Here is a 22,007-nt window from a genome sequence, read left to right on the forward strand (position 1 = left end):
TTGTTGGAGTGAACATATCAAAAACAGGCAATTACACAATTTAAATTACAGTCTCCCATTTTGTTTGGTGTCAGCACTCAGGCTGGCGCCTTTACCCAACAGGTGGTGGAGGCCATGAGCCGTCTTAATGACCGTCCCATTATATAATGACTCTTTTTCATCAATATCCTGAAGTGGCCGTCTATCTGACGATGGCTCTTGGATTCTGGTTTGGGGCACTGAAGTTCGGGAAATTCAGTCTGGGTGTGGTCACCAGCACGCTGATTGCCGGTTTGCTCATTGGACAGTTTCATATCACCATCCCGACCGTCATGCAGGCGATGTTTTTTGACATGTTTTTGTTCGCTGTGGGTTATTCTGTGGGGCCGCAGTTCATTCGCGCGATTCGCAGCGATGGCCTGCCGCAGGTGATTTTTACGGTTATCGTCTGCCTGTCAGGGTTGGGTACTGCCATTCTGATTGGTAAAGGTCTGCATTATGGCGGACCGATGACGGCGGGATTGCTGGCCGGCGGACAGAGGAACGGAAGAGGGCACCGCCTTGACAGTCGTTACGCTTCGTCAGGAGCAATGCTGAATATCCCCTGGGGGCCACAAGCGGGCATTAAGCGCCTTACTCGGTATCCAGCCTGTGCATCACTCAGGGATCTGCCGCTCTTCGACCGGCAAAATAGTGCGCGGGCGTGCTGCCCATTGTTTTTCTGAACATGGTGATAAAAGCGTTTACCGACTCATACCCCAGATTAGCCGCGACGTTTTGCACCGATACCCCGCTTGCCAGCTCCCGAAGGGCAATAATCAAATGCAGTTGCTGACGCCATCGTCCGAAGGTCAACCCGGTTTCGCGCAGCATCAGGCGTGCTAATGAACGCTCGCTGAGCGCCAGCCGTTTCGCCCAGACTTTAAACGTGCTTCGATCCTCCGGGTGGCTAACCAGCGCATCAGCCATGGCGCGGATCTTCGGGTGCGCCGAAACCGGCAGACTCAATTTCTGCTGCGGCATGGTGGCCAGTTCATCGAGCGTCACTCTGGTCAGCCTGCCGACATGGCTCTGCGCCGGGTAATCAACGTCCTCATGCGTCAAGCGATCAACTAACTCTTTAATCAGCGGAGAAATCGCCAGCGTGCAGCATTTCTCCGGCAGCGCGGCGGCGCCGGGTTCAATAAACAAATAGTTGAGATGCGCATTCCAGGTCGCTTTGGCGCTATGGGGGATCCCGCCGGGGATCCACACCGCGCAATCTGGCGGCACTATCCAGATATCGTTTTCCGCGCGACAAATCACCGCCCCATAGCGGGCCACGATCAGTTGTCCCTTGCGGTGCGTATGCACCGGCACTTCTGCTGCATAATCAACGAAATCAATATGCCGCGCGACGGCCGGGCCCGGCGTGCTATCGGGATCAAACAGGGTATGGGCAAGTCTGGATGACATCTTATTGGCAACATTTAGGTATTTTTTGATAGAATAGAGTATTTAAGGACAAGCGCAAAGCGGGAATAATTCCCGGCATGAGCAAATTAACTCCCCATCACCGCCGCGTTTTGCAGGCGATAAGCCGTTGGTCAGGCCGCATGGCCTCTCCCGCGCTACTGAGCGACGCCCATGCGCTACTCTATTCCATCAGGAGTTTTGTCGCAGCGATGCTCGCGTATTACATTGCCCTGGCGATTGGCCTTGAACGGCCTTCATGGGCCATCATCACCGTCTATATCGTTTCGCAAACGTCGGTGGGCGCGTCTTTGAGCAGGTGCCTGTATCGCCTGGCAGGGACCGTGGCCGGCGCGGGGGCCACGGTGTTGATTGTGCCCATGTTTGTGAATACGCCGATTTTATGCAGCGTGATTCTGGCAGGCTGGATCTCCTTCTGCCTCTGTTTATCCCTGCTTGAACGCACGCCCCGCGCCTATGCCTTTGTACTGGCCGGTTACACCGCAAGTCTGATTGGTTTTCCCGCCGTCTCAGACCCTGGCACGGTATTTAACATTGCCATCATTCGGGTACAGGAGATAACGATAGGCATCGTCTGCGCCGCGCTGATTCACCGATACATTCTGCCTGTCCGGATATCCGGGCTGTTCAACAGCAAATTAGCGCAGACGCTGCAGGCCGCGCGTCAGCGGATTGCCGACACCCTGGCAGGCAAGTCCGACGCGCAGTCAGAGCCTCTGCATCTGGCGCTGGCGCTACAATTCCTGCAGGGCATCAGCCACCACATCCCGTATGATTTTGCCCTTTCGGTGCCGGTCCGTCAGGCCAGGAAAGCGCTCCATGACAGGCTGGCGCGGTTAGTTATTGTCAACGGTGAATTACGCGATCGTTTACAGGCGATCGCGAAGATGCCCGCCGATATGCAGAGGCTGCTGGATGACGTTCAGGCCTGGCTGAGCTGCGATGATACCGGGAAACGCAAAAACGCAGCAGCTACGCTACAACAACGCAGCGCGCAGTTAGCACAGCGGCACGCTGCGCAGGCGCTGACGTTCGAGGATGCGCTGCGGGTGAATTTCTTACGCTACGTCGCTGAGTTGCTTACCCTCCTGCAACAGTGTGAGCGCCTTTCGGATGCCATCCATCACGGCAAAACTTCGCCAATGCCAGCGGAAGATCATGCGGCGAAAGGGTATGTTTTCCATCGCGATCCCCTCAGTGCCGCCCGAACGGCGCTGGGCGCTTTTGTCATCATCCTGGGCGGCTGTTTGCTCTGGATTTACTCCGCCTGGCCCGATGGCGGCACGGCGGTGTCGATTCTTGGGGTTTGCTGCACGCTGTTTGGCAGTTTCGATACGCCGGCCCCGCATCTTGTCAAATACATTATCGGCTCCGTCTGGGGCGTGTTGATAAGCCTTATCTATAGCTTCGCTCTGCTTCCCCCGCTCAGCGATTTCCCGGTGCTGGTGGCGGTGCTTGCCCCAGTCTATCTGCTTGCCGGATCGCTGCAGGCGCGGCCGCCCACGAGCTTTATGGCGATGGGCATCACCCTGACGCTGCCTGTGCTATGTGAGCTGGGGGCACACTACAGCGGTGATTTCGCCGCTGCGGCCAACACCGCTATCGCGCTGTTTTTTGCGACCGGCTTTGCGGTTATCGGCATGAGTCTGCTGCAAACCGTACAGGCGGACGCGGCGATAAACCGCCTGCTAAAACTTTGCCAACGCGATATTCGCCGCAGCGTGAACGGTGTGTTTAAAGGTGATGAAACGCACTGGACCAATCTGATGATCGATCGGGCCGCTCTGTTGCTGCCACGTTTGCCGCGCAGCGGGCCGTCATCCGCACGGGCGCTTGCACGCCTGGTCCATTTTCTGCGCATTGGCCTCTGTGTGATGCGCCTGCGCCGTTGCGATACGCCCGCAGGCAGCGATATCAACGAGGTGCTTTCTCATCTGACCCGCACAACGCACACCGACGCCTTACGCGAGCGTATTGCCGCAATGGCCAGCCTCTGCCTGCCCGCGACAGATGAACAATCATGCCAGTTTGTCGACAGACTGGTGGATCTGCACTGCGCATTACGGACGCAGAACAAGGAGTCCAGCCATGATAAATGACATCAATATCGGGGGGGTTTTTATCCCCGGACTGCTACTGACCGCGTTCCTGGCTGTGGTCTGTACGCTGTTACTCGTGCCGCTTTTTTCTTGCAGCAGGCTTTACCGGCGTTTGCCTTTGCGCCCGTTGCTTGATGTCTCAACCTATATCGTGACCTTTTTCCTGCTTTTGCAGGGCCTGACCACTCTGGGGTTATTCGCATGAAATCTTTACTCTCTTTACTGGGTCGTTACGCGCTGACGTTAATCGCTGTGGCGGTGGCGATTTTCGTGGCGTTTATTTTCTGGAAACAGTATGCGCAGACGCCCTGGACGCGCGATGGAAGGGTTAGGGCCGATGTGGTGCAGATTGCGCCGGATGTTTCCGGGCCGGTGAGCCGCGTGGCGGTCCGCGATAATCAATGGGTTAACCAGGGCGATGTGCTTTATGCTATCGACCCGCGCTGGCTGAAGCTGGCGGTGCTCAGCGCGCAGGCCGACGTTGAAGCAAAACGTCATGAGATGCTGATGCGCCAGGATGCGGCCAGGCGACGCGCGCTCATCAAAGGGGCCATTTCCGGCGAGGACATCCAGCAAACGGGCAGCGCAGCGCGCGTTGCGGCGGCCAATTATCAGGGGGCGCTGGCTGCGCTGGAACTGGCGCAGCTTAATTTATCTCATGCTACCGTGCGCGCGCCGGTTGCCGGCTACGTCACGCATCTTCGGCTGCGTCCAGGCGACTACGCCACTGCGGGAGAGACCAGGGTCGCCGTTGTCGATGCGCACAGTTTCTGGGTGGTGGGCTATTTTGAGGAGACCAAACTGCGTCATATTCGTATCGGGAACGCCGCACAAATTTCGCTGATGGGGTTTGACCCGCTCATCACGGGGCATGTGGAGAGTATCGGCCGGGGGATCGATGATAGCAATGATCAGACGGGTGGGCTTGGGCTGCCGGATGTCAACCCCACCTTCAGCTGGGTGCGACTTGCGCAGCGAGTCCCTGTCCGTATCCAGTTAGATAAGATACCGCAAGGGATTGAACTGGTGGCGGGATTATCCGCCAGCGTTTCCATTATGCCTTAAACGTTTTAACCGTCCTGCCGGCGGACATTGCCGAAGACCGGTTTGCGTGACTCAGGCAGCGATAAATATGGTGTGGCAAGCTGCTCGCAGATTGCCTGAATATGGATGAGCGCCGACCTGATTTCGCGGGAGCAACGCTCAAAAATGCGACATGCGCAGAGTAAACGTTACGCCAGAGTGTCTGGGGCGGCCTGGAGAGCGGAACATATCCAACGCCAGGCAAATGTTATCTCCGACGCGCTCGTTACTCCGCCAGATATCCGCCATCAACAGGATAAACACCGCCGGTACAGAACCCTGATTTTTCTGACAATAAAAACAGGATAAAATCAGCCACTTCGGTCATGGTAGCCATTCTTTTCATGGGATGACTGTTTGCAAACGCACTGATAATATTTTCGGGAAGTTCATTGATTCGCGGCGTACTGACATAACCCGGCGCAACCGCGTTAACCCGCACACCTTGACAGGCAAATTCCAGCGCCGCGCTTCTGGTTAAACCAATTATGCCATGCTTTGCCGTCGTGTAAGGGGCCAGACCGGGGATACCTGCTAACCCATTTACTGCCGACAAATTCACTATTGAACCACCCCCTGATTTTAATATTTCTGGTATTTCGTATTTCATACAGTAAAAGACGCTACTCAGTGTGTTTGATATGACGTTATTCCAGTTGTCTACTGTCTGCTCCGTTATTGTTTTATTATGTTCACCGGTGGTGCCTGCATTATTTACGGCATAATCAAGCCTGCCGAAATGACTTACGGCATGATTAATCATGCTGCTGACTTGTTCGGGGTCTGCAACATCACATTCTATGCCGATCGCCGTTTTTCCATCGGGTGATAACGATCTGGCTTTTTGTCTGGCCTCATGTAATGACCGGGATACAATGATGACTCTGGCGCCATATCGGTGTAATTGTCCTGCGACCTCTTCGCCAATACCCGTGGTACTTCCCGTGATTAATGCAACTTTGTTATGAAAATTCATACGCTCTCCTGTCATCATCCTGGTGTCTTTTCTACAGAAGCGTACACGATCGTTGCGACAATTTTTGTCAGTACTCACTGTCCAGGCTGATACCTTCCGCATCTCGCCATCTTTTCAACAAGATAGCTCTGCTCTCCGGGTAAGTGGTACTCAGTACAGTGATTTTCTTTATTCTGTCGGTTCTGAAATGACGAAAATCGTTTCTCATCTCACACCATCCTGCAAGTAGCCAGCAGGACTCCATATATACCAGCGCGACTGGCCAGATTACACGGGATGATACGGTATTATTTTTATCGGAGTAGGTTATCGTGATTTTTTTTCTTTCATTAATTGCGTGGTGTATATCACCAAAGCCGTAACATTCTCTTTCAGTCGGACCTGTCAGATATGACTGATATTCAATGTGTTCCTGCAATCTATCAGGAATAACTGCGTGTATTTTGGCAATGGCTTTTTTTGCATTTTTTTTAAAGTCCGCGTCCGTGTTGTGACACACCCAGTTAAGACCCAGTGTCAGAGCATTCAGCTCCTGCACGGTGAATACCAGTGGCGGTAAATGATAATCAGAATTAATAATATATCCAATCCCGGCACTCCCCTCAATACATACTCCCTGGTGCTGGAGCGTTTTTATATCCCTGTAAACGGTGCGCACGCTTATCTTTAAGTTTGCAGAAAGCGTCAGTGCAGTGACCGGATAGCGGTGAGCCCGCAATATCTGGAGTAATTCAAGAAGCCTTTGTGTTCGGGTCATATCTGTTGCGCCTCCCTTATCCTGATGACCATGTGTCGGGGTGTCTTACATTCGCGCGCGACCGCGCTTACGCAGTTTCTGGCATTTAGTTGTTCAGGGAGTGATGCGGTTCACGCCGCCCTGCGCCAGACAGTGTACACGAATATCGGATTCCGCCCGGTCGTTCGCACATTTATCGTATCGCGCCTGAGTCGCCGCAGTCTGGTGACTATCCGTTGAACCTGATGCGCTGGCGTGAAAGGTGAGGCGACGACACTCCTCCCGTCGGGCAGCGGGCTATCAGCTTTTCCAGGCGGCGAATAACACGGCGGTGTTATCTGATGTTCCTGATGACAGGCGCGGTGGGTTGGCTGCTTTCAGAATGTGGTATAACCCCGCCTAAGGACGTCTTCACCGTTTTTCTCAGAGATCATAACCACCAGGGTTAAATTTTTAACCCAGCGCGAAATGATATTATCTTTTAAGGCTTAGAACCTGAAAATAGAGAGGGAGAGGCAGTGCGACAAGAAATGAAGGAAAAAATCATCAGGGTCTGCGATTCAAAAATTGCCTCCAGGGGAAGCAATGCAGGACTTTCGTTCTATGCTTTTTTTGCCAATAAAAATGACGATCCTGAATTGCTTATGGAAGTTGCGCATTGGTGGATTATCGAGATGAAACTGGACCACTTTGAAAAGGCGGAAAAGATAAGAGCCCTCGTCCAGGCGATGTAACACACCTGCGATTCAGGTAAGGGGTTTAACCGAGAACAGACTTCACCCTGGCCTGACCGGGAACACCGTTTTCAGTCACCGGCCGTGGTGTAAGTTGTAAGTAGCAATTAATTAAACGGTTATGGCAACATTAACTGATCTTTTATCCCATCGAACAGGGTAATTAAATGATCGGCGACCACTCGGACGCGCCGCGAATTGGCTAAATCTGAATGCATCACCAGCCATAAGGTTTGATCGACGCCGAGATCCGAATTCACACAATGCAGACCGTTTTTCCGCGCCATAAAGTGTGGCAGCACCCCCAACCCCAGGCCTGCAGAAACTGCCGATAACTGCGCTGCCAGCGTGTTCGCTTCCACTCTGCATGGACTGCCGCGAAGCGTCTGCGTGACCCATCGCGCAGCGGGCAGGTGTTGATGCGATTCCGGCCAGCCCACATACTGAGTGTGACCAGACGCTACGCCAGTGGCGCCATTTAAACAGGCATCGGCGGCGTATAAGCCAAATCCCACGATACCGAGACGCTTTAGCGTCAGGTTTCCGCTGTCTGGTTTGACCATCCGTATTGCTAAATCAGCATCCCGCCGATGCAGATTGACGGATTGCACACCGCTTATCACCTCGACCCGCAGGTCGGGATATTTTTCCATCAACGCGTTGAGCGAAGGAAGAATAAAATACGCCGCCAGGTTATCCGATGTAGCCAGTCGGGTAAGCCCGGCAACGTTCCCTTGCAGCCTGGCCGTCTCGCCGAACGCGAGTCCGGCATGTTCAAGCGCCTCGGCACGTTCCAGAAGCGCCTCGCCATCATCCGTGAGTCGGTAGCCGCTCTGGTGTCTGCTGAACAGAGGGACGGCCAGCGACTTTTCAAGCCTGTCCAGCCTTCTTGAGAGGGTCGCGATGCCCATATCCAGGGCATTTGCAGCGCCGCTAAGGGTGCCCGCTCGGGCGACAGCCAGAAAAACCCGCGTATCGTCCCAGTTAAAATCTGTTGTCATCTATTTTCCGATTATGGAAAACGGCTCTCCGTTTTCAGGTCTGTTTTATCACTTATCTCGGGATGATACTGCACTCCACATAAGGAGATAAACAGGCAATGAGGAACGACGCGGAGAACCGATCGCATCTGGTAAACATCCCCCTTTCACACATTATTCCTGGGAAATTCATTCAATGAACGACACCGTTTTACAGGCAAACACGGCGCCCATGCGCGCCTGGCTCGCAGTAACCGCACTGGGGATCAGTGCATTTTCGATTGTAACCAGCGAGCTTTCGCCGGTTGGCATGCTCAGCGCGTTGGCGAAAGATTTACATCAGACTGAAGCGGGGGCGGGTCTTGCCGTCACCGCATATGGATGGGTTGCCGCGCTGGCGGCTTTGCTAGCTGGCGCAATCCCCGTCCGGCTTTCCCGCAAGGCGCTGCTGGTGGCGTTGATGCTAATTCTGGCGCTCTCTTGTCTGATGGCGACGCAATCGCACACCATGCGGGAATTTATGACGGCGCGAATGACAGGGGCGCTTGCGCACGGCGCCTTCTGGGCATTAATTGGTACCGTGGTGATAAAGCTTGTGCCGGTAGATAAGCTGGGATTAGCCACGTCAGTCATCTTTGCCGGTGTCTCGGCGGCCAGCGTGCTGGGTGTGCCGCTATCAAGTTTTATTGCCGGCCTGGCCGGATGGCGACAGGCGTTCACCGCGATCTCCTTGCTGTCATTTGTCACCGCCGTTGCGTTATTCTGGACGCTTCCCGCGTTGGCGGCTCCGCAACCGCTGAGTCTGAGGGTTTACGGGGCGATCTTTAAAAATCCGTTGCTCCTTTCACTCTTTGGCGCAACGGCCTGCATCATTTCAGCACACTTTGCCGCCTTCACTTATCTTGAACCCTTGCTAACCCAGGCCCGTGGTATACCTACATCTGCTATTTCAGCTCTGCTACTGATTTCAGGTCTCTCCGGGCTGCTGGGAAATATCATTGCCGGTAAACTCATTGATCGATATATCAAGATACTGATTATGACATCGCTGTTGCTCAGTGCGGGGGCACCAGGGATGTTGGGTATCAAGGGCTGGTCATCATGTCCAATGTGGTTCACCGGGACGCTGCTCGCCCTATGGGGCGCAGGTATGGCAATTGTGTTCGTTGGCTTACAAACCTGGCTGCTTTGCAGCGCGGGAGAGGCCACTCAGCCCGCATCAGCCGTCTACGTTGCCATTTTCAATGCTGCGATCGGTACGGGGGCGCTTGTCGGAGGCCTGGTGTCGGCGAAGGTCGGCCTTCAGACCATGGTGATACTGGCGGCGGCGGTCATCGCCTGCGGTATGGTACTGGTTTGGATGCTGAAAAGCCCGGAAAGGCAGGCGTAATTCTGCAGCGTCAAGCCTGATTAGCGACCTAATCAGGTGCCAGTGAGAACGGTGCATCCCGGCGGTGTTAATGTCTTTATTCACCCGGACACTGAGTGCAGAAGAGGTGATTTCTCATAGTGCGCAGGTAACAGTCAGGGAGGGGATATTGTCGTGGTACCGATTAACTGGTCAGCAAGTATGTCAATAATCAAATCGAGTGGAAAGATCGTTTCATTTGTATGTCTGAGTTCTTCTAATGTCCACCAGCGGTGAGCATGGATAACTTTTTTTTCGTTGCTGCTCCATCCGGAACAATCGATATCTGATTTTTCTGTGTGAATAATAAAAAAATGCTCTTCTGCGAGAACCGTTTCCCCGCAGGGCAGCATCATTGTGAAGCTTCTGGAAGCGACTTGCGGCCCCGCAGTGCTTCTTGTCAATCCCGTTTCTTCTCTTAATTCACGTAAGGCTGCCTGTTCAAAAGATTCATTGAGTTCGAGTCCTCCACCGGGCGTTGCCCAGTAAGATTTTCCACTCAACGCGTCATCTTTATGGTTGAAGCTAAAGAGCAGCACGCGATTTTCAGGCGAAAGCACTATCAAACGGGATGATGGCCGAGTACGCACAATATAACCTCCTGAAATAAATAATAAATGCTACCTCTCATATTTTGAGGTAGCCATTATTCTGTCTGAATCCCTAAAATATCGAGAATGAATTTTATCCGGGCCTTCTTATCTCAGGCAAACAGTTATTTTTCGGAACAAGGGGCGCTGTGGATGAGGAAATGCGCAATCGATTCGATTAAACCTGGCGCTAAGGGAAGGGTGGGGTCGGTGTAGGAAGCGATATTGGCCTCGCGATCGTCCGAAGTGACCTCTTTCATCACATGGTTCATATTGGGCAGTATCACCAGGGAGGCTCGAGGATTGGCCGTTTTAAGCCTTCTTGCATCCATTTCTTCTACCTGGATATCGCGTTGCCCTTGTAGAACTAATACGGGTTTGGAAATGGTCACAATGAGTTGGTCCGGGTTATATGAAAACGCATCGATCAAAAACCCCTGAATCGCAGGATTAAAGAGATTTTGCAGCGCTGGATGTATATTCGTTGTATCGACTCGCCGCCGATGCTCCAGAGCATCAATTATCGGTAAAGCTTCCTTTAATAAAGGTGCGTTTGCCGGATTAGCCATTAATTGTCCTTTCAGCACCTCGCCCATCGGCCTCCCGGGCGTTGCAATAAGAACCACTCCGCACACATCCTCTTCCTGAGCCGAGGCCAGTGCGACAAGACCTCCTTCACTGTGTCCCATTATCCAAATACAGGGAGTTTGCGTCTCACGTCTCAGCACTTTTATCCAGGCCCGAACGTCGTCAACATAGTCAGCAATTGTCACCGCATTGGCATTATCTACCGCCAATGCGCTAGCGAACATTCCTCGTTTATCGATACGAAGCGTGGCAAAGCCTTTCGAAGCCAGGCTTTCGGCAAGAAGTCGGTAAGGCGATGCATTGACACCAGGCGGATTGTTTCCATCCCGATCGGTCGGCCCGGAGCCAGGAACGATAAGAGCAACGGCGGTTGGTTTCGAATTTGGGGTCAGTAACGTGCCTTTCAAAAGGCCTTGTGGTCCAGGAGCATCCAGGAATATTTCGGAAAAGGTCAGCGGCATCGACGCCTGACTTACAAATGGACATGCGCTCAAAAGAGCAATGCAGGCTGTAATATTCACCGATTATGTTCCTGTAGAACTAAGCGTACATGACAATTTATATGATAAATATGTTCTGCTCTTTATTAATTAACACATTAGTGATGGTAGTCAAGTTCACCCCCGATAAAGCCTAATCAGGAACAGATAGCGAGATTAACGCCTGGCTTGAGTTTTCCAACGCCGGGTGCTCCTCGCTCAACGCTGCCTCTTAAGACCCCTTGCGGGCAGCTTCGGGCAGCAGAGATTGCAACGCGGAGTTATTGTTGAAAAGTTGTGTTTATGGATAGCCATTGACGTCGGCCTGCCTCAAGTCAGAGGATGCGAATATCGGTCAGATATGCCGGGAGTATCCCCCCGCGCCATAGGCGGCAGGGGGTTAATCATATCAGGCCGGTCTGGCCGTGAATAACGTAGGCCGTTATTTTGTGGGGGTGATTTTCGTCACTGAGCCTGTTTGAGCTTTATCCCCGGTCGTTCCATACATAGACACCAGATAAACGGCGCCATCAGGGGCGACGGTCAGGTGGTTTGGCGTATCATCCATCGGAATATTAGCAACCAGTTTACCGTCCTTGTCCAGAACAGCAACGGTTCCGCCTGCACGCGTGGCGGCGAAAACCTGCGACGTCACCGGATCCCAGACGACAGATACGCCCCCGGCGCCAATGTAAGTATCGGCGAGAACCTTGCCGTCTGCATCAAGAACCACGACATTGTTCGTCTCCTGGGAAACGACGTAAAGACGACCGGTCTTCGGATCGCGAGCGATGTCGGTTGCGCCTTGCGCCTGAGGTATTTTCACCGTCGTACTCTTACCCGTTTTGAGATCAATCCAGCCCACCCAGGGCGTATCGCGGCTGACGCCATAGAGTTTCTGACCGGCACTGTCGAGGGCAAGATCGGTACTGTAAAACTGGTCGCGGCCGCGGTTGGTCACAAATTCTATCTGACCGATATGCTCCAGCGTTTTTGTATCATATACCTCGATAAAACCGGTTAGCGCTGCGCTGACATAAGCCCGATTGTGGGCTTCATCAATAATCACATCGCGTGGATGTACGACTGACCCCTCCGGGAAGACTTTCACGACGGAAAGGGTCTTTGCGTCATAGACGGTCACCGTCTCGGCAAGCGTGTTCGTCGTCCAGACATGATTATGGACATTATCAACAGCGATGCCGAAGACGCCAATCTGCTCACCCTTTTTGTCTTTAGGCAGCGTAGCCTCCGCTTCGACAGCCAGCGTTCCGGCGTTCAGTCTCATCAGGCGGCTACCATCCTTCGGGCCGCGTGCAGAGGTCACGAACAGCTTTCCGTTGGCCGAAACTGCTGACTGGTAAGCTCGCTCACCGACGGGAACTGTTTGCAGTCTGAAAGCCTCAATGTTTTTCGGCGCAACAATCTGGGACAATTTCAACATCACCTGCGAAACGCTAGCGGGATTTTCAGTGATCGCCGTGAGTGGATGAAGGCCTGTCGCGGCATCGGCCGGAATGGTCAGCGGAATCGTGAGGTTTCCCTTATCATCGGCGGTCAGTGGTTTCGGTGTCAGAACTTCAGCACCATTCAGCATGGTGACGGTCGCGCCCGCTGGCAGGCTCTTAATCGTTATCACCGTTTTATCTCCGGGCTTAACGGGAACGTCCCGTGAGCCGGCACGAATACTGCCAGGAAAGGTCGTGGCGGCGGCTGCCCATTGGCTATCGGCGTATGCCGTTGTGGCGGTTGACATCGCAAGAGTGGAGGCCAACAGCACTGAACGGATTGACATTCTTCTCATCTTATCTCCATAAGTTGTATTGATGCTGCATCTCAATGCAGTCACCGGTGATTCCCCACGCGCAGCGTCTTACCCTCCGCCATGAGAAATATCACGTGGCATGCGCGCATTGAATGTATCACATCAATGCAAATAATTATCATTACTATTTTGGGTGGTATTGCAGAGGCGGGGGGAGTTTGATGTATAGCGGGTGAACGTACTGGAGATTTTCCGGGAAGGGGGCGGCATTGTGCCAGGAGCGGACCTTTCTAAAGTAATCGTGTATCAACAAAGTGGTTGCAGGTCAGGGGGTTAATTCATCGCAGGGATGTTATGGTAGATTGCTTGTCAGTTAGAAAGCAGCCTAACCAAACAATCAAGGAAAGGAGAGTAATCGGTATGACGATTTTAGTGACGCTACAGGCTCAGCTCATTGTTGGAGAAGCGCAGGTGATAAAAAGCCTGGCACCTGAGGGTATGCTGGCCGCCGTATTTGAAGACGACGGCCAGACCGGGTATTTCTACGCGCTCGATGAGTCCGTTGAAGGAAACCCGATTCTGGATGCAGTGCATATCTACAATGTCGAGGATATTTCAGACGGCCACATTCCTTCTGACGTTAAAATCGGCTGGTCTGAAGACAGTCAGAAGTGCGTGCTCCTTATCAACGGATATCCGCATGGAGCGTTCGATTTCGTGGGGAAAAATGGGTACTGCAGAAGCGGATTCCCTCCCCCGATAAACAAGGTTTGGTCTGTGTCCGGCCATGAGTGGAGCGATTCGGTGGATAACTTTTTCCGGTGAGTTACGGTGGGCTTAACGCCTGCCGTTATTCTCTATCCATATTGATAATGTCGCTCTGAAGAGGGCGGACGATTTCCTGGACTTTCAGATGATAAACCATGTATCCGAATGTCCGCTCCTCGCTCATAGCTGCTGGCCGGATGTTTCGCTCAACTGACTGCTCAGCAGCGGAGCAACCTGCTATGGACAGCATCACCTAAAAGCTCTGTCAGGACGAAAATTAATCTTACCCCTACATTTAGCGGTGGTTATGTGAGGGCGGTTCATCTATTCTGCCTTCATCAGCGAGCAGGCCGGAGTCACTGTTGGTGGATAATCCCATACTTCAGAAAATCATCATTATCCTTATTCTCGTCCTGTGGGTAATCGATGAATTCAGGACAAAGAAAAGACAACGTTCTGCCCCCGCCATTGAAGAAGCTGATGCCAGAGAACGCCATGAATGGCGCTACCTCAGATGGGGGTTCCGGGCATTGCAAGTGGCAGCAACGGTGTATATTTTTGTTCAGCTGATCCAGTTATTACTGAGATAGATGCCACAGGCAGGCATGACCGGACAGAAGCACCTGACTGTCCAGGCTGATAGCCTTTGAGCCTCGGTGATAGCTGTTGTGAATGTCTCCTGTCTCCTGGGTTGCTTAACTCGTTTTTTCCCAGCCATACTCTGAATATGTTTGGCCCTTGCTGATAGCCTTTATCGCCTGTCGGACATAAGGGATGGTATCCTCTGGCAATAATGCGATATCTTCCCAGCTAAGTTGCGCGTGTTTTTCTGGCTCGGCGAGAAACGCGATACCATCCCAATTTCGACAAATAAAATAATGCCCTACCCATGAACGGTTTTCGGTCCAGACATGCATTGTGTGGGCAAGGGTCATTTCAAAGGGGGATGCCTGCATACCTGTTTCTTCTGCCAACTCTCTTGCAGCAGCACAGGAAAGTGTTTCACCATATTCAAGCCCACCGGCAGGCAAGCTATAGCACCCGTCCATCCAACCGGTATTAGCTCGTCGCAGCATGCAGATTTCATTTCCCCTGAGAACTAAAACGAAAACTGCGATAGAAAGGTTATATCTTTCCCTGCTCATGAGTTGGTTCCTGTTAATCAATATGGCTGTATTTATATACAGTATATCGGCGTTTAAGTGAATCGCCAAATTTCAGGATCCGGCGAGAGGCGGGCGGCTGAAAGGCGGCCGCCGGGGCAGGGGTATAAATCGCCCCTCACGGTCTGTTCAGGGACAGATTGGCGCCAGGCGCGGAGTTCAATTCAGGAAGCAGCGCGTCTGTCGCGATTGCACTCTTTTTAATCAAAAAAGCACCATTTGTGTGCATGATAACCATGCATATCCCCATTACCAAAAAACCAGCACAGAGTACATCCGGTGCTGCATCATAAAATAAATATTATTTTTCATAGTGATAAAAATTTAACGGCTGATTTTAACGTCATTGGCATGCTTCATGCTTTCATTAAATTCAAGTAACTTTCATGTAGTTCATATATCTTTATTGGAGCATGCCATGAAGCTAAATCGTTTTTCTTTACCTGTGCTTATTTCCACCTGCCTTTTTTGCTCTACGGCTTTCAGCGCCGATCTGCTTGAACGAATTAAAGAAGCAAAAGAGATCACCGTTGCCACTGAAGCGCGATACGCCCCCTTTGAGTACGTTGATAACGGCAAAATTGTCGGTTACGACGTTGACCTGATGAACCACATCTTTGCCAAATCACTGCCAGGCGTGAAAGTGAAACAGTTGGATCTGCCTTTCCAGGGCATCCTGCCAGGGCTTGATGCGAAAAAATTTGACTTCGTGGTGACCGCCGTCACCGTCAATAAACAGCGTATTGAACGCTTCAGCTTTACCGCTCCGGTGGCGGAATCTACCGTTGCACTGCTCAAAAGAGCAGAGGACAGCGCGATTAAAACGCCGGCTGACCTGAGCGGCAAAGTGGTGGGCTCGCAGGCCGGTTCCGGTCAGCTACAGGTGCTGCAATCCTTCGATCAGGCACTACGCGCCAGCGGCAAACCGGGCATCAAAGAGATCAAACAGTATGTCGCGTTTGATGAAGCCTATGCCGATCTGGCATCTCACCGTCTTGATGGTGTCGCCCAGTCGCTCTCGAACCTGGGGCCGCTGATTAAAACTCGGCCGGGCGTTTTTGCCACACTGCCGGAAATGATAGGGCCACAGACCTTCTTTGGCTGGGTCGGGCGTAAAGATGCCGACAGCGCCGCTCTGGTAAAACTGATCGCTGACGGGATCATTGAAGCCAATCGCGACGGCACCATGAAGGCACTGCAGCAGAAATGGTTCGGCTTCACGATGAGCGTTCCGGCAACAGAAATGCCCGCACCGGCGCTGTGAGTGGAAAACGATGACGGATTTCATGACGAGCTTTATCCACTGGCTTCCGATGCTGATGCAGGGAGCACTCACCACCGCAGCGCTCTGCCTGACAGCGATGGTCGCCGGCTTTCTGGTGGGTATTGGCGTATGGCGGATGTCGACCAGTTCGTTACCGATTTACCGCATGACGGCCCATGGATGGGTCAGTCTGTTTCGCGGGACCCCGGTTCTGGCTCAACTGCTGCTCTGCTTTTATTTACCGTCACAATTGGGGATCGACATTCCCGGCTTTGCCGCCGCCACGCTGGCATTAACGCTGAACACGGCGGCCTATCAATCGCAAATTCTGAAAAGTGGTTTTGCCAGCATCACCCCAGGTCAACTGGAAGCCGCCGCGATTTGCGGGCTGAGTCCACGGCAGATTTTATGGCGCATCCAGGTACCGCAGGTTGTCCGTACTACGCTGCCGTCACTGATTTCCGAGCTGATTGATGTGATCAAAGCCTCTGCGGTGGTGTCGGTCATCGCGCTGACGGATCTGATGCGCGTGGGCCAGCAACTGGCGTCATCTACGTACCAGCCGCTGCAGGTCTATCTGGCCGTGGCTCTGGTCTATCTACTGCTGACCAGCCTGTTGGCGCTGTTGGGCCGTCAGGCAGAACGCCACTGGCAGAGGGAACAACGATGACGGAACTCGCGCAATACCTGCCAGCCTACATTCAGGCCCTGGGCATGACCCTGTGGATAAGCCTCTGCGCCGCATGCGGCGGCATGCTGTTGGGGTTTGCCTTAAATGGACTCTGCGGCAGACGTGGTCTGGCGTTTCGTCTGTGGCGCGCCTACGTGTGGGTGATCCGCGGCACGCCATTTCTGGCGCAGCTGGCCGTTATCTACTTTGGCCTGCCGTCCATCGGCATCATGCTGAGCGCCGTTGAAGCCACGCTGCTGTCGTTGACGCTGTATAGCGCGGCTTATTTCGGCGAAATTTTTCGCGCCGCGTGGAACACCATTCCGCCGGGACAGCGAGAGGCGGCGCTGGCAAACAACATCTCTACGGTCCGCTGTTTCTGGCATATCCAGACGCCGCAGGCCGTTCGTTTTGCGCTACCGCTGCTGGGTAACCAGTTCATTCTGACGATTAAAGAGAGCGCTGTCGCATCGATCATTACCGTACCGGAACTGACCATGACGACGAGTCAGATCGTTGCTAATACCTACAGCTATATCTTGCCCTATACCTTGCTGATCGTCAGCTACTGGCTGCTGGCGCAGGGGGTGAGTATGAGCATAAAAACATTGAGCCACCTACTACGGACCGGAGAATAACGTGGGCAATACATCTGTGCCGGTGCTGGAAATGCGCCATGTAGGCAAGTCATTCGCAAACCATGTGGTACTGAATGACATCAATTTACGCGTCGATCACGGTGAGATAGTCACGCTGATTGGCCCGTCGGGCTCCGGGAAAACCACCGCGCTACGCTGCATGAATTTTCTGGAAGCCTACGACAAAGGGGACGTGCTGATTAAAGGACAACTGCTCGGCTATTCCGGCACGCAGCGTGGCCTCGCGCATGCCGACAGCGCCAGCCTCATAGCCGATGTGCGCAAACCGCTCTCGATGGTGTTCCAGCAGTTCAATCTCTGGCCGCACATGACGGTGCAGGAAAATGTCGCCGCGCCGCTGGTACTGGGGAAAAAAATGTCCCGCCAGGCGGCAAAAACGGCCGCGATGGCTGCCCTCAGCCGTGTCGGGATGGCGCAAAAAGCGAATGACTGGCCGGTGCGACTCTCCGGCGGCCAGCAACAACGAGTGGGTATTGCCCGCGCACTGGCGCTGAATCCGGAGTTATTGCTGCTCGACGAGCCCACCTCGGCGCTCGATCCCGAACGTGTTGAAGAGGTGCTGGACGTTATCCGGGATCTGGCCGGGCAGGGGATGACCATGGTGATGGTCACCCATGAGATGGCGTTTGCGGCCCATATCTCGTCACGGCTGGTGTTTATGGCCGACGGCAACATTATTGAAAGCGGCACGCCGCGACAGATTTTTACACAGCCGAAAAGCGAGCGCCTGCGGAGCTTTCTCGCGCCGCTGTTTCGTCGGCCTCTGCAACCCGAAGAACTGGAGAAATTACCATGATGGAAACAGGCTTACGGGTTGCCCGACAGCTGGATGAGGATTGGCTGAACCAACTGTTGGCGCAGCTTGCAGAATATGGAAAGTTAGCGAATGGCGGCGTCGATCGCCAGGCTTTGAGCGCGGCGGAGCTCGATGCCCGGGCCTGGCTTATTGATGTCGCCCGAGAGCTCGGGTGTGAAGTCTACCGCGATGCGGCGGCGAATTTATTCTTCCGTCGTCCAGGACGCGTTGCTGTATCGCCCGTGACCACCGGTAGCCACATCGATACGCAACCGTCCGGTGGCAACTACGATGGCTGTTATGGCGTGATGGCCGGACTTGCGTGCCTGAAAGCGCTCAATGAGGCACGGGTTGTCACCGAACGCCCGGTCGAAGTGGTTATCTGGACCAATGAAGAGGGCAGCCGCTTTGCGCCGGGGGCGATGGGCTCCAGCACCTTCGTCGACCCTGCGAGATTGTCTGACCATCTTGGCGCGATGGGCGTAGATGGCGTCTCGTTTCGCGATGCGCTGGCAGACCACCAGGCCCGCTTTGCAGCCATCCCGTTACGCCCGGATCGCGAGATGGCCTGCTTCGTGGAATTGCACATCGAGCAAGGTCCGGTACTGGAAAGTCGCCGCGTGCCGCTGGCCATCGTCAGAGGTATCCAGGGCGTGCGCTGGTACCAGATCACCTGCCATGGGATATCGGCACATGCGGGGACCACGCCGATGGCGCTGCGCCAGGATGCGATGACCCTGGCACGCGAACAGCTTGCGATCATTGAGCAGGCGATGGGTGACACGGCAGATGAAGAGTTGCGGTTGACGTTTGGCCGTTGGCAGGTCATGCCAAATGCCATCAACACCATCCCGTCGAGCGTGCGTTTTACCCTTGATTTCCGCCACCCATCGGCCGAAACGCTGGCCCGGTTCGACGCGGTGATTGCCTCTCTGGCAAGCGAACAAGTCACCATCGAGCTGCTACTGAATAAAGCGCCGGTCACCTTTGACCCGCGCATCAATCATGTCTTGAAAGCGGCCGGAAATGCGCTGGATATCGCCCATATGGAGCTGTTATCTGGCGCGTTTCACGACGCCATGTATCTGGCCGAACACTGTCCGACCAGCATGCTTTTTGTCCCCAGCCATCAAGGCATTAGCCACAATCCGGCTGAATATACCGATCCTCGTTCACTGGCGGCAGGTGCCCGTACGCTGGCCTGTGCACTGACTGAGCTATCCCAATCACTTGAAGGAGTTAAATCATGACCGCAACTGCACACTACCCAACCTGCTGCGATAAAGACAATGGCGATGCCCTGGGCCTCAACCCAACGGCAACCTCACCGATTTCAGCCGATGGCGCACCGACGTTAAACGAACTGTATACCATCCCGCCGCGCTGCGGACGCGCCGTTTTGCTGAAAAAAGGGCAGGTGATTAAGATCATCAATACCCCAGGTAGCCAGGTCTGCGACACGTGGTTTTTCAATACCGGCGATCTCAGCGAGTTTGCGTCCATGGAACATACCCGTGCCTTTATCGACAAAATTATCCCGCAGCCAGGTGATGTGCTAGTGACCAACCAGCGCCGCGCCATTGCCACTCTGCTCACCGATACCTCGCCAGGGGTGCATGACACGTTGATCGCCGCCTGTGATCTGTACCGCTATACCAACATGGGGATTACGGAATATCACGACAGCTGCGCTGACAATATGCGCATGGCGCTGAATGCTATTGGTCTGCGTGCACGGGAAGTGCCGCAACCGCTTAATTTGTGGATGAACACGCCAGTAAATCCTGATTATTCAATTTCCTGGTTGCCAACTGTCAGCAAAGCAGGTGATTATGTAGAGATTCGTGCCGAGCTGGATTGCGTGGTGGTGATGTCCGCTTGCCCACAGGACATTGTGCCGATTAACGGCTGCTCACCGAAAGAAATTCAGTTCGCCGTGATGGAATGATTTCTCTTACCAGGCCTGCATGATGCAGGCCATTGGCAGACTTTAATGAAGCAGACAGATGAAAAAAAACGCTGACATCAAATCTACCGGAACCCCGCTGGGAATGAGGCTGCGCCACGCACGTCTGGTGCAGGAGCTGACCCTCAAGCAGCTCGCGCAAAAGGTGGAATGCTCGGAAAGTCTGTTATCCAAACTGGAAAATGACGCCGCCTCGCCGTCACTGGCGATGTTACACCGCCTGGCAAAAGCGCTGGAGACCAGTATTGCCGACCTGATGGCTGATGACTGGACGGCCGATCAGCCTGTACTGAAGCCTGAACAGCGAAATCGTAAGCGGTTTTTGCAGCGCAGTAAAAAAGGGGGGATCGAGCTGGAGAACCTGACTTGGCACCATAAAGGCGGATTGCTGCAAGGTAACATTCATATTATCGAACCGGGCGTTGCCAGTGATGGCCTGATTGAGCACCATGGCGAAGAGATGGGCTATGTGCTGGAAGGCGCGCTGGAATTGCGTCTGGGAGACAATATCTGGATCCTTGAGCAGGGGGATTCGTTCTATTTTCCCAGCCAGATCCCGCATGGTTACCGCAATATCGGCCCCGTTGTCGCCAAAGTTCTGTGGGTGAATACTCCTGTTACCTTCTGATTAGCCATCATCGGTCGTTTATCGGCTAATCGCCCCTGTTTAAGCCGGAAACTCCGTCATGAAGGCATCGGCCTGGACCGGTGTTTAAGGCACGTCCCGTGCAAAGAAGCGATCGCGGACGAGCAACAACGCCGTCGCTATCGTGCCGAAGAGCAATCCCGTTTTGTTGCGCCCGCCATTCACTCCAGCGACATAAATACCGCGATAGCAATCCATAGACTCTCCATCATCTGCGCAATAGAAATCAACAATCCTCTGTCAGAATACTTATTATAAGGAGGAAGAATGAAAAAAATAAATTATCATATTAAGTCTATCGAATATTTTTTCAGAAAGTGTAGAGTGTTTTTCATCACCGACCTTTCCTTTCATACCGCCAGACTGAAGAAAATATCAGGGACTTATGCAAATATACGTGAGCCATTAACTCTGAATGAGAAAATCTGTCACCGACTCGTCTATGAACGTGACTTATTTCATACCATGCTGGCTGATAAACTGGCTGTCCGGGAATATGTCTCGACACGAACTACCTTAGTTAAACTTACGCCTTTAATTGGTGTTTATCATCGGGTGGAAGATATCGATATCACCAAACTACCAAAAGAATTTGTTTTAAAATGTAATCATGATAGTGGTAGTACTATTATCTGCAAAGACAAAAATAACTTTAATACTGCCAGGGCGTTAAATAAACTAAAGTTCGCGCTTAAAAAGAACATGTATTACACGACCAGAGAGTGGCAGTATAAAAATATCCCTCCCGTGATTCTCTGCGAAATGTATGTGGATTTATTTTCCGGGAAAGATAAAGATTACACGCCGGAAATGTTAAGGATCCACTGTTTTCATGGCGTGGCCTGTTTTATTGAGGCGGATTTTACCAGAGACGATGGCAGAGAGTTTATTAATGTCTATGACAGGTCCTGGAATCTGCAGCCATTCCAGATGGAGTATCCAAATACGCCAGTTATAATTCAGGAACCCGAGTCATTCCATAACGCATTAATTGCTGCTCAGGATTTGGCAAAAGACATTGACTATTGTCGTGTCGATCTCATGCTAAAAGGAAAGGACATCTATTTTAGTGAAATAACATTAAGTCCCGAAAGGGGTAAGCTTAAAATCACCCCGGCATCATGGAACGCTAAACTAGGGGCAATGTGGGATTTGCATCTGGCTAAAAGCAGGCTCAATTGAGCC

Annotated in this window: 26 protein-coding genes and 1 pseudogene; 18 read left to right on the forward strand and 9 right to left on the reverse strand. The window is 53.0% G+C overall.

Going from position 1 to position 22,007, the window contains the following annotated elements; all coding sequences use genetic code 11:
• Window positions 1-57: 57 nt before the first annotated feature.
• Window positions 58-147, forward strand: a complete 90-nt coding sequence (locus CWM52_RS27205) for a malic enzyme-like NAD(P)-binding protein (protein ID WP_416308819.1) — start codon at window positions 58-60, stop codon at window positions 145-147.
• On the forward strand, window positions 147-704 hold the full coding sequence (locus CWM52_RS22005) for a hypothetical protein (protein ID WP_100686030.1): 558 nt from the start codon (window positions 147-149) through the stop codon (window positions 702-704). The genes CWM52_RS27205 and CWM52_RS22005 overlap by 1 nt, the downstream gene beginning before the upstream one ends.
• On the opposite strand, the gene CWM52_RS22010 is transcribed toward CWM52_RS22005, so the two are convergent.
• A complete protein-coding gene (locus tag CWM52_RS22010) occupies window positions 640-1,434 on the reverse strand; it encodes an AraC family transcriptional regulator (RefSeq protein ID WP_100686031.1) in 795 nt (264 codons plus the stop codon). The two genes, CWM52_RS22005 and CWM52_RS22010, sit on opposite strands and share 65 nt — an antisense overlap.
• A 77-nt stretch (window positions 1,435-1,511) precedes the next feature.
• Between CWM52_RS22010 and CWM52_RS22015 the strand changes: the two genes are divergently transcribed.
• From CWM52_RS22015 to CWM52_RS22025, 3 genes are read left to right on the forward strand one after another with little or no spacing between them, the layout of a single operon-like run.
• Window positions 1,512-3,551 carry an FUSC family protein gene (locus CWM52_RS22015; protein WP_100686032.1) on the forward strand — a complete coding sequence of 680 codons (2,040 nt, stop codon included), beginning with the start codon at window positions 1,512-1,514 and terminating at the stop codon, window positions 3,549-3,551.
• Window positions 3,541-3,756 (forward strand): DUF1656 domain-containing protein, encoded by a 216-nt coding sequence (locus CWM52_RS22020; RefSeq protein ID WP_100686033.1) that lies wholly within the window; start codon window positions 3,541-3,543, stop codon window positions 3,754-3,756. The genes CWM52_RS22015 and CWM52_RS22020 overlap by 11 nt, the downstream gene beginning before the upstream one ends.
• Window positions 3,753-4,616 carry an HlyD family secretion protein gene (locus tag CWM52_RS22025; RefSeq protein WP_100686034.1) on the forward strand — a complete coding sequence of 288 codons (864 nt, stop codon included), beginning with the start codon at window positions 3,753-3,755 and terminating at the stop codon, window positions 4,614-4,616. The genes CWM52_RS22020 and CWM52_RS22025 overlap by 4 nt, the downstream gene beginning before the upstream one ends.
• A 244-nt stretch (window positions 4,617-4,860) precedes the next feature.
• Here the strand turns inward: CWM52_RS22025 and CWM52_RS22030 are convergent, their stop codons facing one another.
• Window positions 4,861-5,610 (reverse strand): SDR family NAD(P)-dependent oxidoreductase, encoded by a 750-nt coding sequence (locus CWM52_RS22030; RefSeq protein ID WP_100686035.1) that lies wholly within the window; start codon window positions 5,608-5,610, stop codon window positions 4,861-4,863.
• Window positions 5,611-5,677: 67 nt separating this feature from the next.
• Window positions 5,678-6,367, reverse strand: coding sequence for a helix-turn-helix transcriptional regulator (locus CWM52_RS22035; protein ID WP_100686036.1), 690 nt, complete (start codon window positions 6,365-6,367; stop codon window positions 5,678-5,680).
• A 335-nt stretch (window positions 6,368-6,702) separates the two neighbouring features.
• On the opposite strand from CWM52_RS22035, the pseudogene CWM52_RS26915 reads away from it, so the two are divergent.
• Both CWM52_RS26915 and CWM52_RS22045 read left to right on the forward strand, forming a co-directional pair.
• Window positions 6,703-6,795: pseudogene (locus CWM52_RS26915) on the forward strand (diguanylate cyclase); the annotation flags it as partial.
• 69 nt (window positions 6,796-6,864) lie between these two features.
• Entirely contained in the window at window positions 6,865-7,080 is a 216-nt protein-coding gene (locus CWM52_RS22045) for a DUF6500 family protein (protein WP_100686037.1), read from the forward strand.
• A gap of 119 nt (window positions 7,081-7,199) precedes the next feature.
• On the opposite strand, the gene CWM52_RS22050 is transcribed toward CWM52_RS22045, so the two are convergent.
• Window positions 7,200-8,081: a LysR family transcriptional regulator gene (locus tag CWM52_RS22050; protein WP_100686038.1), complete on the reverse strand. Its 882-nt coding sequence runs from the start codon at window positions 8,079-8,081 to the stop codon at window positions 7,200-7,202.
• 175 nt (window positions 8,082-8,256) lie between these two features.
• Between CWM52_RS22050 and CWM52_RS22055 the strand changes: the two genes are divergently transcribed.
• Entirely contained in the window at window positions 8,257-9,450 is a 1,194-nt protein-coding gene (locus CWM52_RS22055) for an MFS transporter (protein ID WP_100686039.1), read from the forward strand.
• Between the two features lie 134 nt (window positions 9,451-9,584).
• On the opposite strand, the gene CWM52_RS22060 is transcribed toward CWM52_RS22055, so the two are convergent.
• From CWM52_RS22060 to CWM52_RS22070, 3 genes are all read right to left on the reverse strand, one after another.
• Complete coding sequence (locus tag CWM52_RS22060; protein ID WP_100686040.1) at window positions 9,585-10,058, reverse strand: NUDIX hydrolase; 474 nt, start codon at window positions 10,056-10,058, stop codon at window positions 9,585-9,587.
• A gap of 125 nt (window positions 10,059-10,183) precedes the next feature.
• Entirely contained in the window at window positions 10,184-11,167 is a 984-nt protein-coding gene (locus CWM52_RS22065; RefSeq protein WP_100686041.1) for an alpha/beta hydrolase, read from the reverse strand.
• 400 nt (window positions 11,168-11,567) lie between these two features.
• Window positions 11,568-12,920, reverse strand: a complete 1,353-nt coding sequence (locus tag CWM52_RS22070; protein WP_227521328.1) for a YncE family protein — start codon at window positions 12,918-12,920, stop codon at window positions 11,568-11,570.
• 390 nt (window positions 12,921-13,310) lie between these two features.
• On the opposite strand from CWM52_RS22070, the gene CWM52_RS22075 reads away from it, so the two are divergent.
• On the forward strand, window positions 13,311-13,715 hold the full coding sequence (locus CWM52_RS22075) for a DUF2251 domain-containing protein (RefSeq protein WP_100686043.1): 405 nt from the start codon (window positions 13,311-13,313) through the stop codon (window positions 13,713-13,715).
• 308 nt (window positions 13,716-14,023) lie between these two features.
• Entirely contained in the window at window positions 14,024-14,248 is a 225-nt protein-coding gene (locus tag CWM52_RS22080) for a hypothetical protein (RefSeq protein ID WP_100686067.1), read from the forward strand.
• 105 nt (window positions 14,249-14,353) lie between these two features.
• On the opposite strand, the gene CWM52_RS22085 is transcribed toward CWM52_RS22080, so the two are convergent.
• Complete coding sequence (locus CWM52_RS22085) at window positions 14,354-14,803, reverse strand: NUDIX hydrolase (RefSeq protein WP_100686044.1); 450 nt, start codon at window positions 14,801-14,803, stop codon at window positions 14,354-14,356.
• A 436-nt stretch (window positions 14,804-15,239) separates the two neighbouring features.
• On the opposite strand from CWM52_RS22085, the gene CWM52_RS22090 reads away from it, so the two are divergent.
• Genes CWM52_RS22090 through CWM52_RS22120 form a run of 7 tightly spaced genes read left to right on the forward strand, consistent with a single transcriptional unit; the run spans window position 15,240 to window position 20,804 of the window.
• On the forward strand, window positions 15,240-16,085 hold the full coding sequence (locus CWM52_RS22090; RefSeq protein ID WP_100686045.1) for a transporter substrate-binding domain-containing protein: 846 nt from the start codon (window positions 15,240-15,242) through the stop codon (window positions 16,083-16,085).
• Window positions 16,086-16,107: 22 nt separating this feature from the next.
• Window positions 16,108-16,755, forward strand: a complete 648-nt coding sequence (locus CWM52_RS22095; protein ID WP_227521329.1) for an amino acid ABC transporter permease — start codon at window positions 16,108-16,110, stop codon at window positions 16,753-16,755.
• Entirely contained in the window at window positions 16,752-17,393 is a 642-nt protein-coding gene (locus CWM52_RS22100) for an amino acid ABC transporter permease (RefSeq protein ID WP_100686047.1), read from the forward strand. Before CWM52_RS22095 ends, CWM52_RS22100 begins: the two co-directional genes overlap by 4 nt.
• Before the next feature lie 31 nt (window positions 17,394-17,424).
• On the forward strand, window positions 17,425-18,210 hold the full coding sequence (locus CWM52_RS22105) for an amino acid ABC transporter ATP-binding protein (RefSeq protein ID WP_032432532.1): 786 nt from the start codon (window positions 17,425-17,427) through the stop codon (window positions 18,208-18,210).
• Entirely contained in the window at window positions 18,207-19,460 is a 1,254-nt protein-coding gene (locus CWM52_RS22110; protein WP_100686048.1) for a M20 family metallo-hydrolase, read from the forward strand. The genes CWM52_RS22105 and CWM52_RS22110 overlap by 4 nt, the downstream gene beginning before the upstream one ends.
• On the forward strand, window positions 19,457-20,158 hold the full coding sequence (locus CWM52_RS22115; protein ID WP_100686049.1) for a DUF1989 domain-containing protein: 702 nt from the start codon (window positions 19,457-19,459) through the stop codon (window positions 20,156-20,158). Before CWM52_RS22110 ends, CWM52_RS22115 begins: the two co-directional genes overlap by 4 nt.
• Before the next feature lie 58 nt (window positions 20,159-20,216).
• Window positions 20,217-20,804: a cupin domain-containing protein gene (locus CWM52_RS22120; protein ID WP_100686050.1), complete on the forward strand. Its 588-nt coding sequence runs from the start codon at window positions 20,217-20,219 to the stop codon at window positions 20,802-20,804.
• Window positions 20,805-20,888: 84 nt separating this feature from the next.
• Here the strand turns inward: CWM52_RS22120 and CWM52_RS27015 are convergent, their stop codons facing one another.
• Window positions 20,889-21,020 (reverse strand): hypothetical protein, encoded by a 132-nt coding sequence (locus CWM52_RS27015; protein ID WP_255410903.1) that lies wholly within the window; start codon window positions 21,018-21,020, stop codon window positions 20,889-20,891.
• A 69-nt stretch (window positions 21,021-21,089) separates the two neighbouring features.
• On the opposite strand from CWM52_RS27015, the gene CWM52_RS22125 reads away from it, so the two are divergent.
• Window positions 21,090-22,004 carry an ATP-grasp fold amidoligase family protein gene (locus CWM52_RS22125; protein ID WP_100686051.1) on the forward strand — a complete coding sequence of 305 codons (915 nt, stop codon included), beginning with the start codon at window positions 21,090-21,092 and terminating at the stop codon, window positions 22,002-22,004.
• Window positions 22,005-22,007 lie beyond the last annotated feature (3 nt).

The organism is Raoultella sp. T31, assembly GCF_002806725.1.
GTDB lineage: Bacteria > Pseudomonadota > Gammaproteobacteria > Enterobacterales > Enterobacteriaceae > Klebsiella > Klebsiella electrica.

Coding starts and splice junctions, on each gene's coding strand:
- CWM52_RS22005 (WP_100686030.1), top strand. CDS start 147: ATGACTCTTTTTCATCAATATCCTGAAGTGGCCGTCTATCTGACGATG.
- CWM52_RS22010 (WP_100686031.1), bottom strand. CDS start 1,434: ATGTCATCCAGACTTGCCCATACCCTGTTTGATCCCGATAGCACGCCG.
- CWM52_RS22015 (WP_100686032.1), top strand. CDS start 1,512: ATGAGCAAATTAACTCCCCATCACCGCCGCGTTTTGCAGGCGATAAGC.
- CWM52_RS22020 (WP_100686033.1), top strand. CDS start 3,541: ATGATAAATGACATCAATATCGGGGGGGTTTTTATCCCCGGACTGCTA.
- CWM52_RS22025 (WP_100686034.1), top strand. CDS start 3,753: ATGAAATCTTTACTCTCTTTACTGGGTCGTTACGCGCTGACGTTAATC.
- CWM52_RS22030 (WP_100686035.1), bottom strand. CDS start 5,610: ATGAATTTTCATAACAAAGTTGCATTAATCACGGGAAGTACCACGGGT.
- CWM52_RS22035 (WP_100686036.1), bottom strand. CDS start 6,367: ATGACCCGAACACAAAGGCTTCTTGAATTACTCCAGATATTGCGGGCT.
- CWM52_RS22050 (WP_100686038.1), bottom strand. CDS start 8,081: ATGACAACAGATTTTAACTGGGACGATACGCGGGTTTTTCTGGCTGTC.
- CWM52_RS22055 (WP_100686039.1), top strand. CDS start 8,257: ATGAACGACACCGTTTTACAGGCAAACACGGCGCCCATGCGCGCCTGG.
- CWM52_RS22070 (WP_227521328.1), bottom strand. CDS start 12,920: ATGTCAATCCGTTCAGTGCTGTTGGCCTCCACTCTTGCGATGTCAACC.
- CWM52_RS22075 (WP_100686043.1), top strand. CDS start 13,311: ATGACGATTTTAGTGACGCTACAGGCTCAGCTCATTGTTGGAGAAGCG.
- CWM52_RS22085 (WP_100686044.1), bottom strand. CDS start 14,803: ATGAGCAGGGAAAGATATAACCTTTCTATCGCAGTTTTCGTTTTAGTT.
- CWM52_RS22090 (WP_100686045.1), top strand. CDS start 15,240: ATGAAGCTAAATCGTTTTTCTTTACCTGTGCTTATTTCCACCTGCCTT.
- CWM52_RS22095 (WP_227521329.1), top strand. CDS start 16,108: ATGACGAGCTTTATCCACTGGCTTCCGATGCTGATGCAGGGAGCACTC.
- CWM52_RS22100 (WP_100686047.1), top strand. CDS start 16,752: ATGACGGAACTCGCGCAATACCTGCCAGCCTACATTCAGGCCCTGGGC.
- CWM52_RS22105 (WP_032432532.1), top strand. CDS start 17,425: ATGCGCCATGTAGGCAAGTCATTCGCAAACCATGTGGTACTGAATGAC.
- CWM52_RS22110 (WP_100686048.1), top strand. CDS start 18,207: ATGATGGAAACAGGCTTACGGGTTGCCCGACAGCTGGATGAGGATTGG.
- CWM52_RS22115 (WP_100686049.1), top strand. CDS start 19,457: ATGACCGCAACTGCACACTACCCAACCTGCTGCGATAAAGACAATGGC.
- CWM52_RS22120 (WP_100686050.1), top strand. CDS start 20,217: ATGAAAAAAAACGCTGACATCAAATCTACCGGAACCCCGCTGGGAATG.
- CWM52_RS27015 (WP_255410903.1), bottom strand. CDS start 21,020: ATGGATTGCTATCGCGGTATTTATGTCGCTGGAGTGAATGGCGGGCGC.
- CWM52_RS22125 (WP_100686051.1), top strand. CDS start 21,090: ATGAAAAAAATAAATTATCATATTAAGTCTATCGAATATTTTTTCAGA.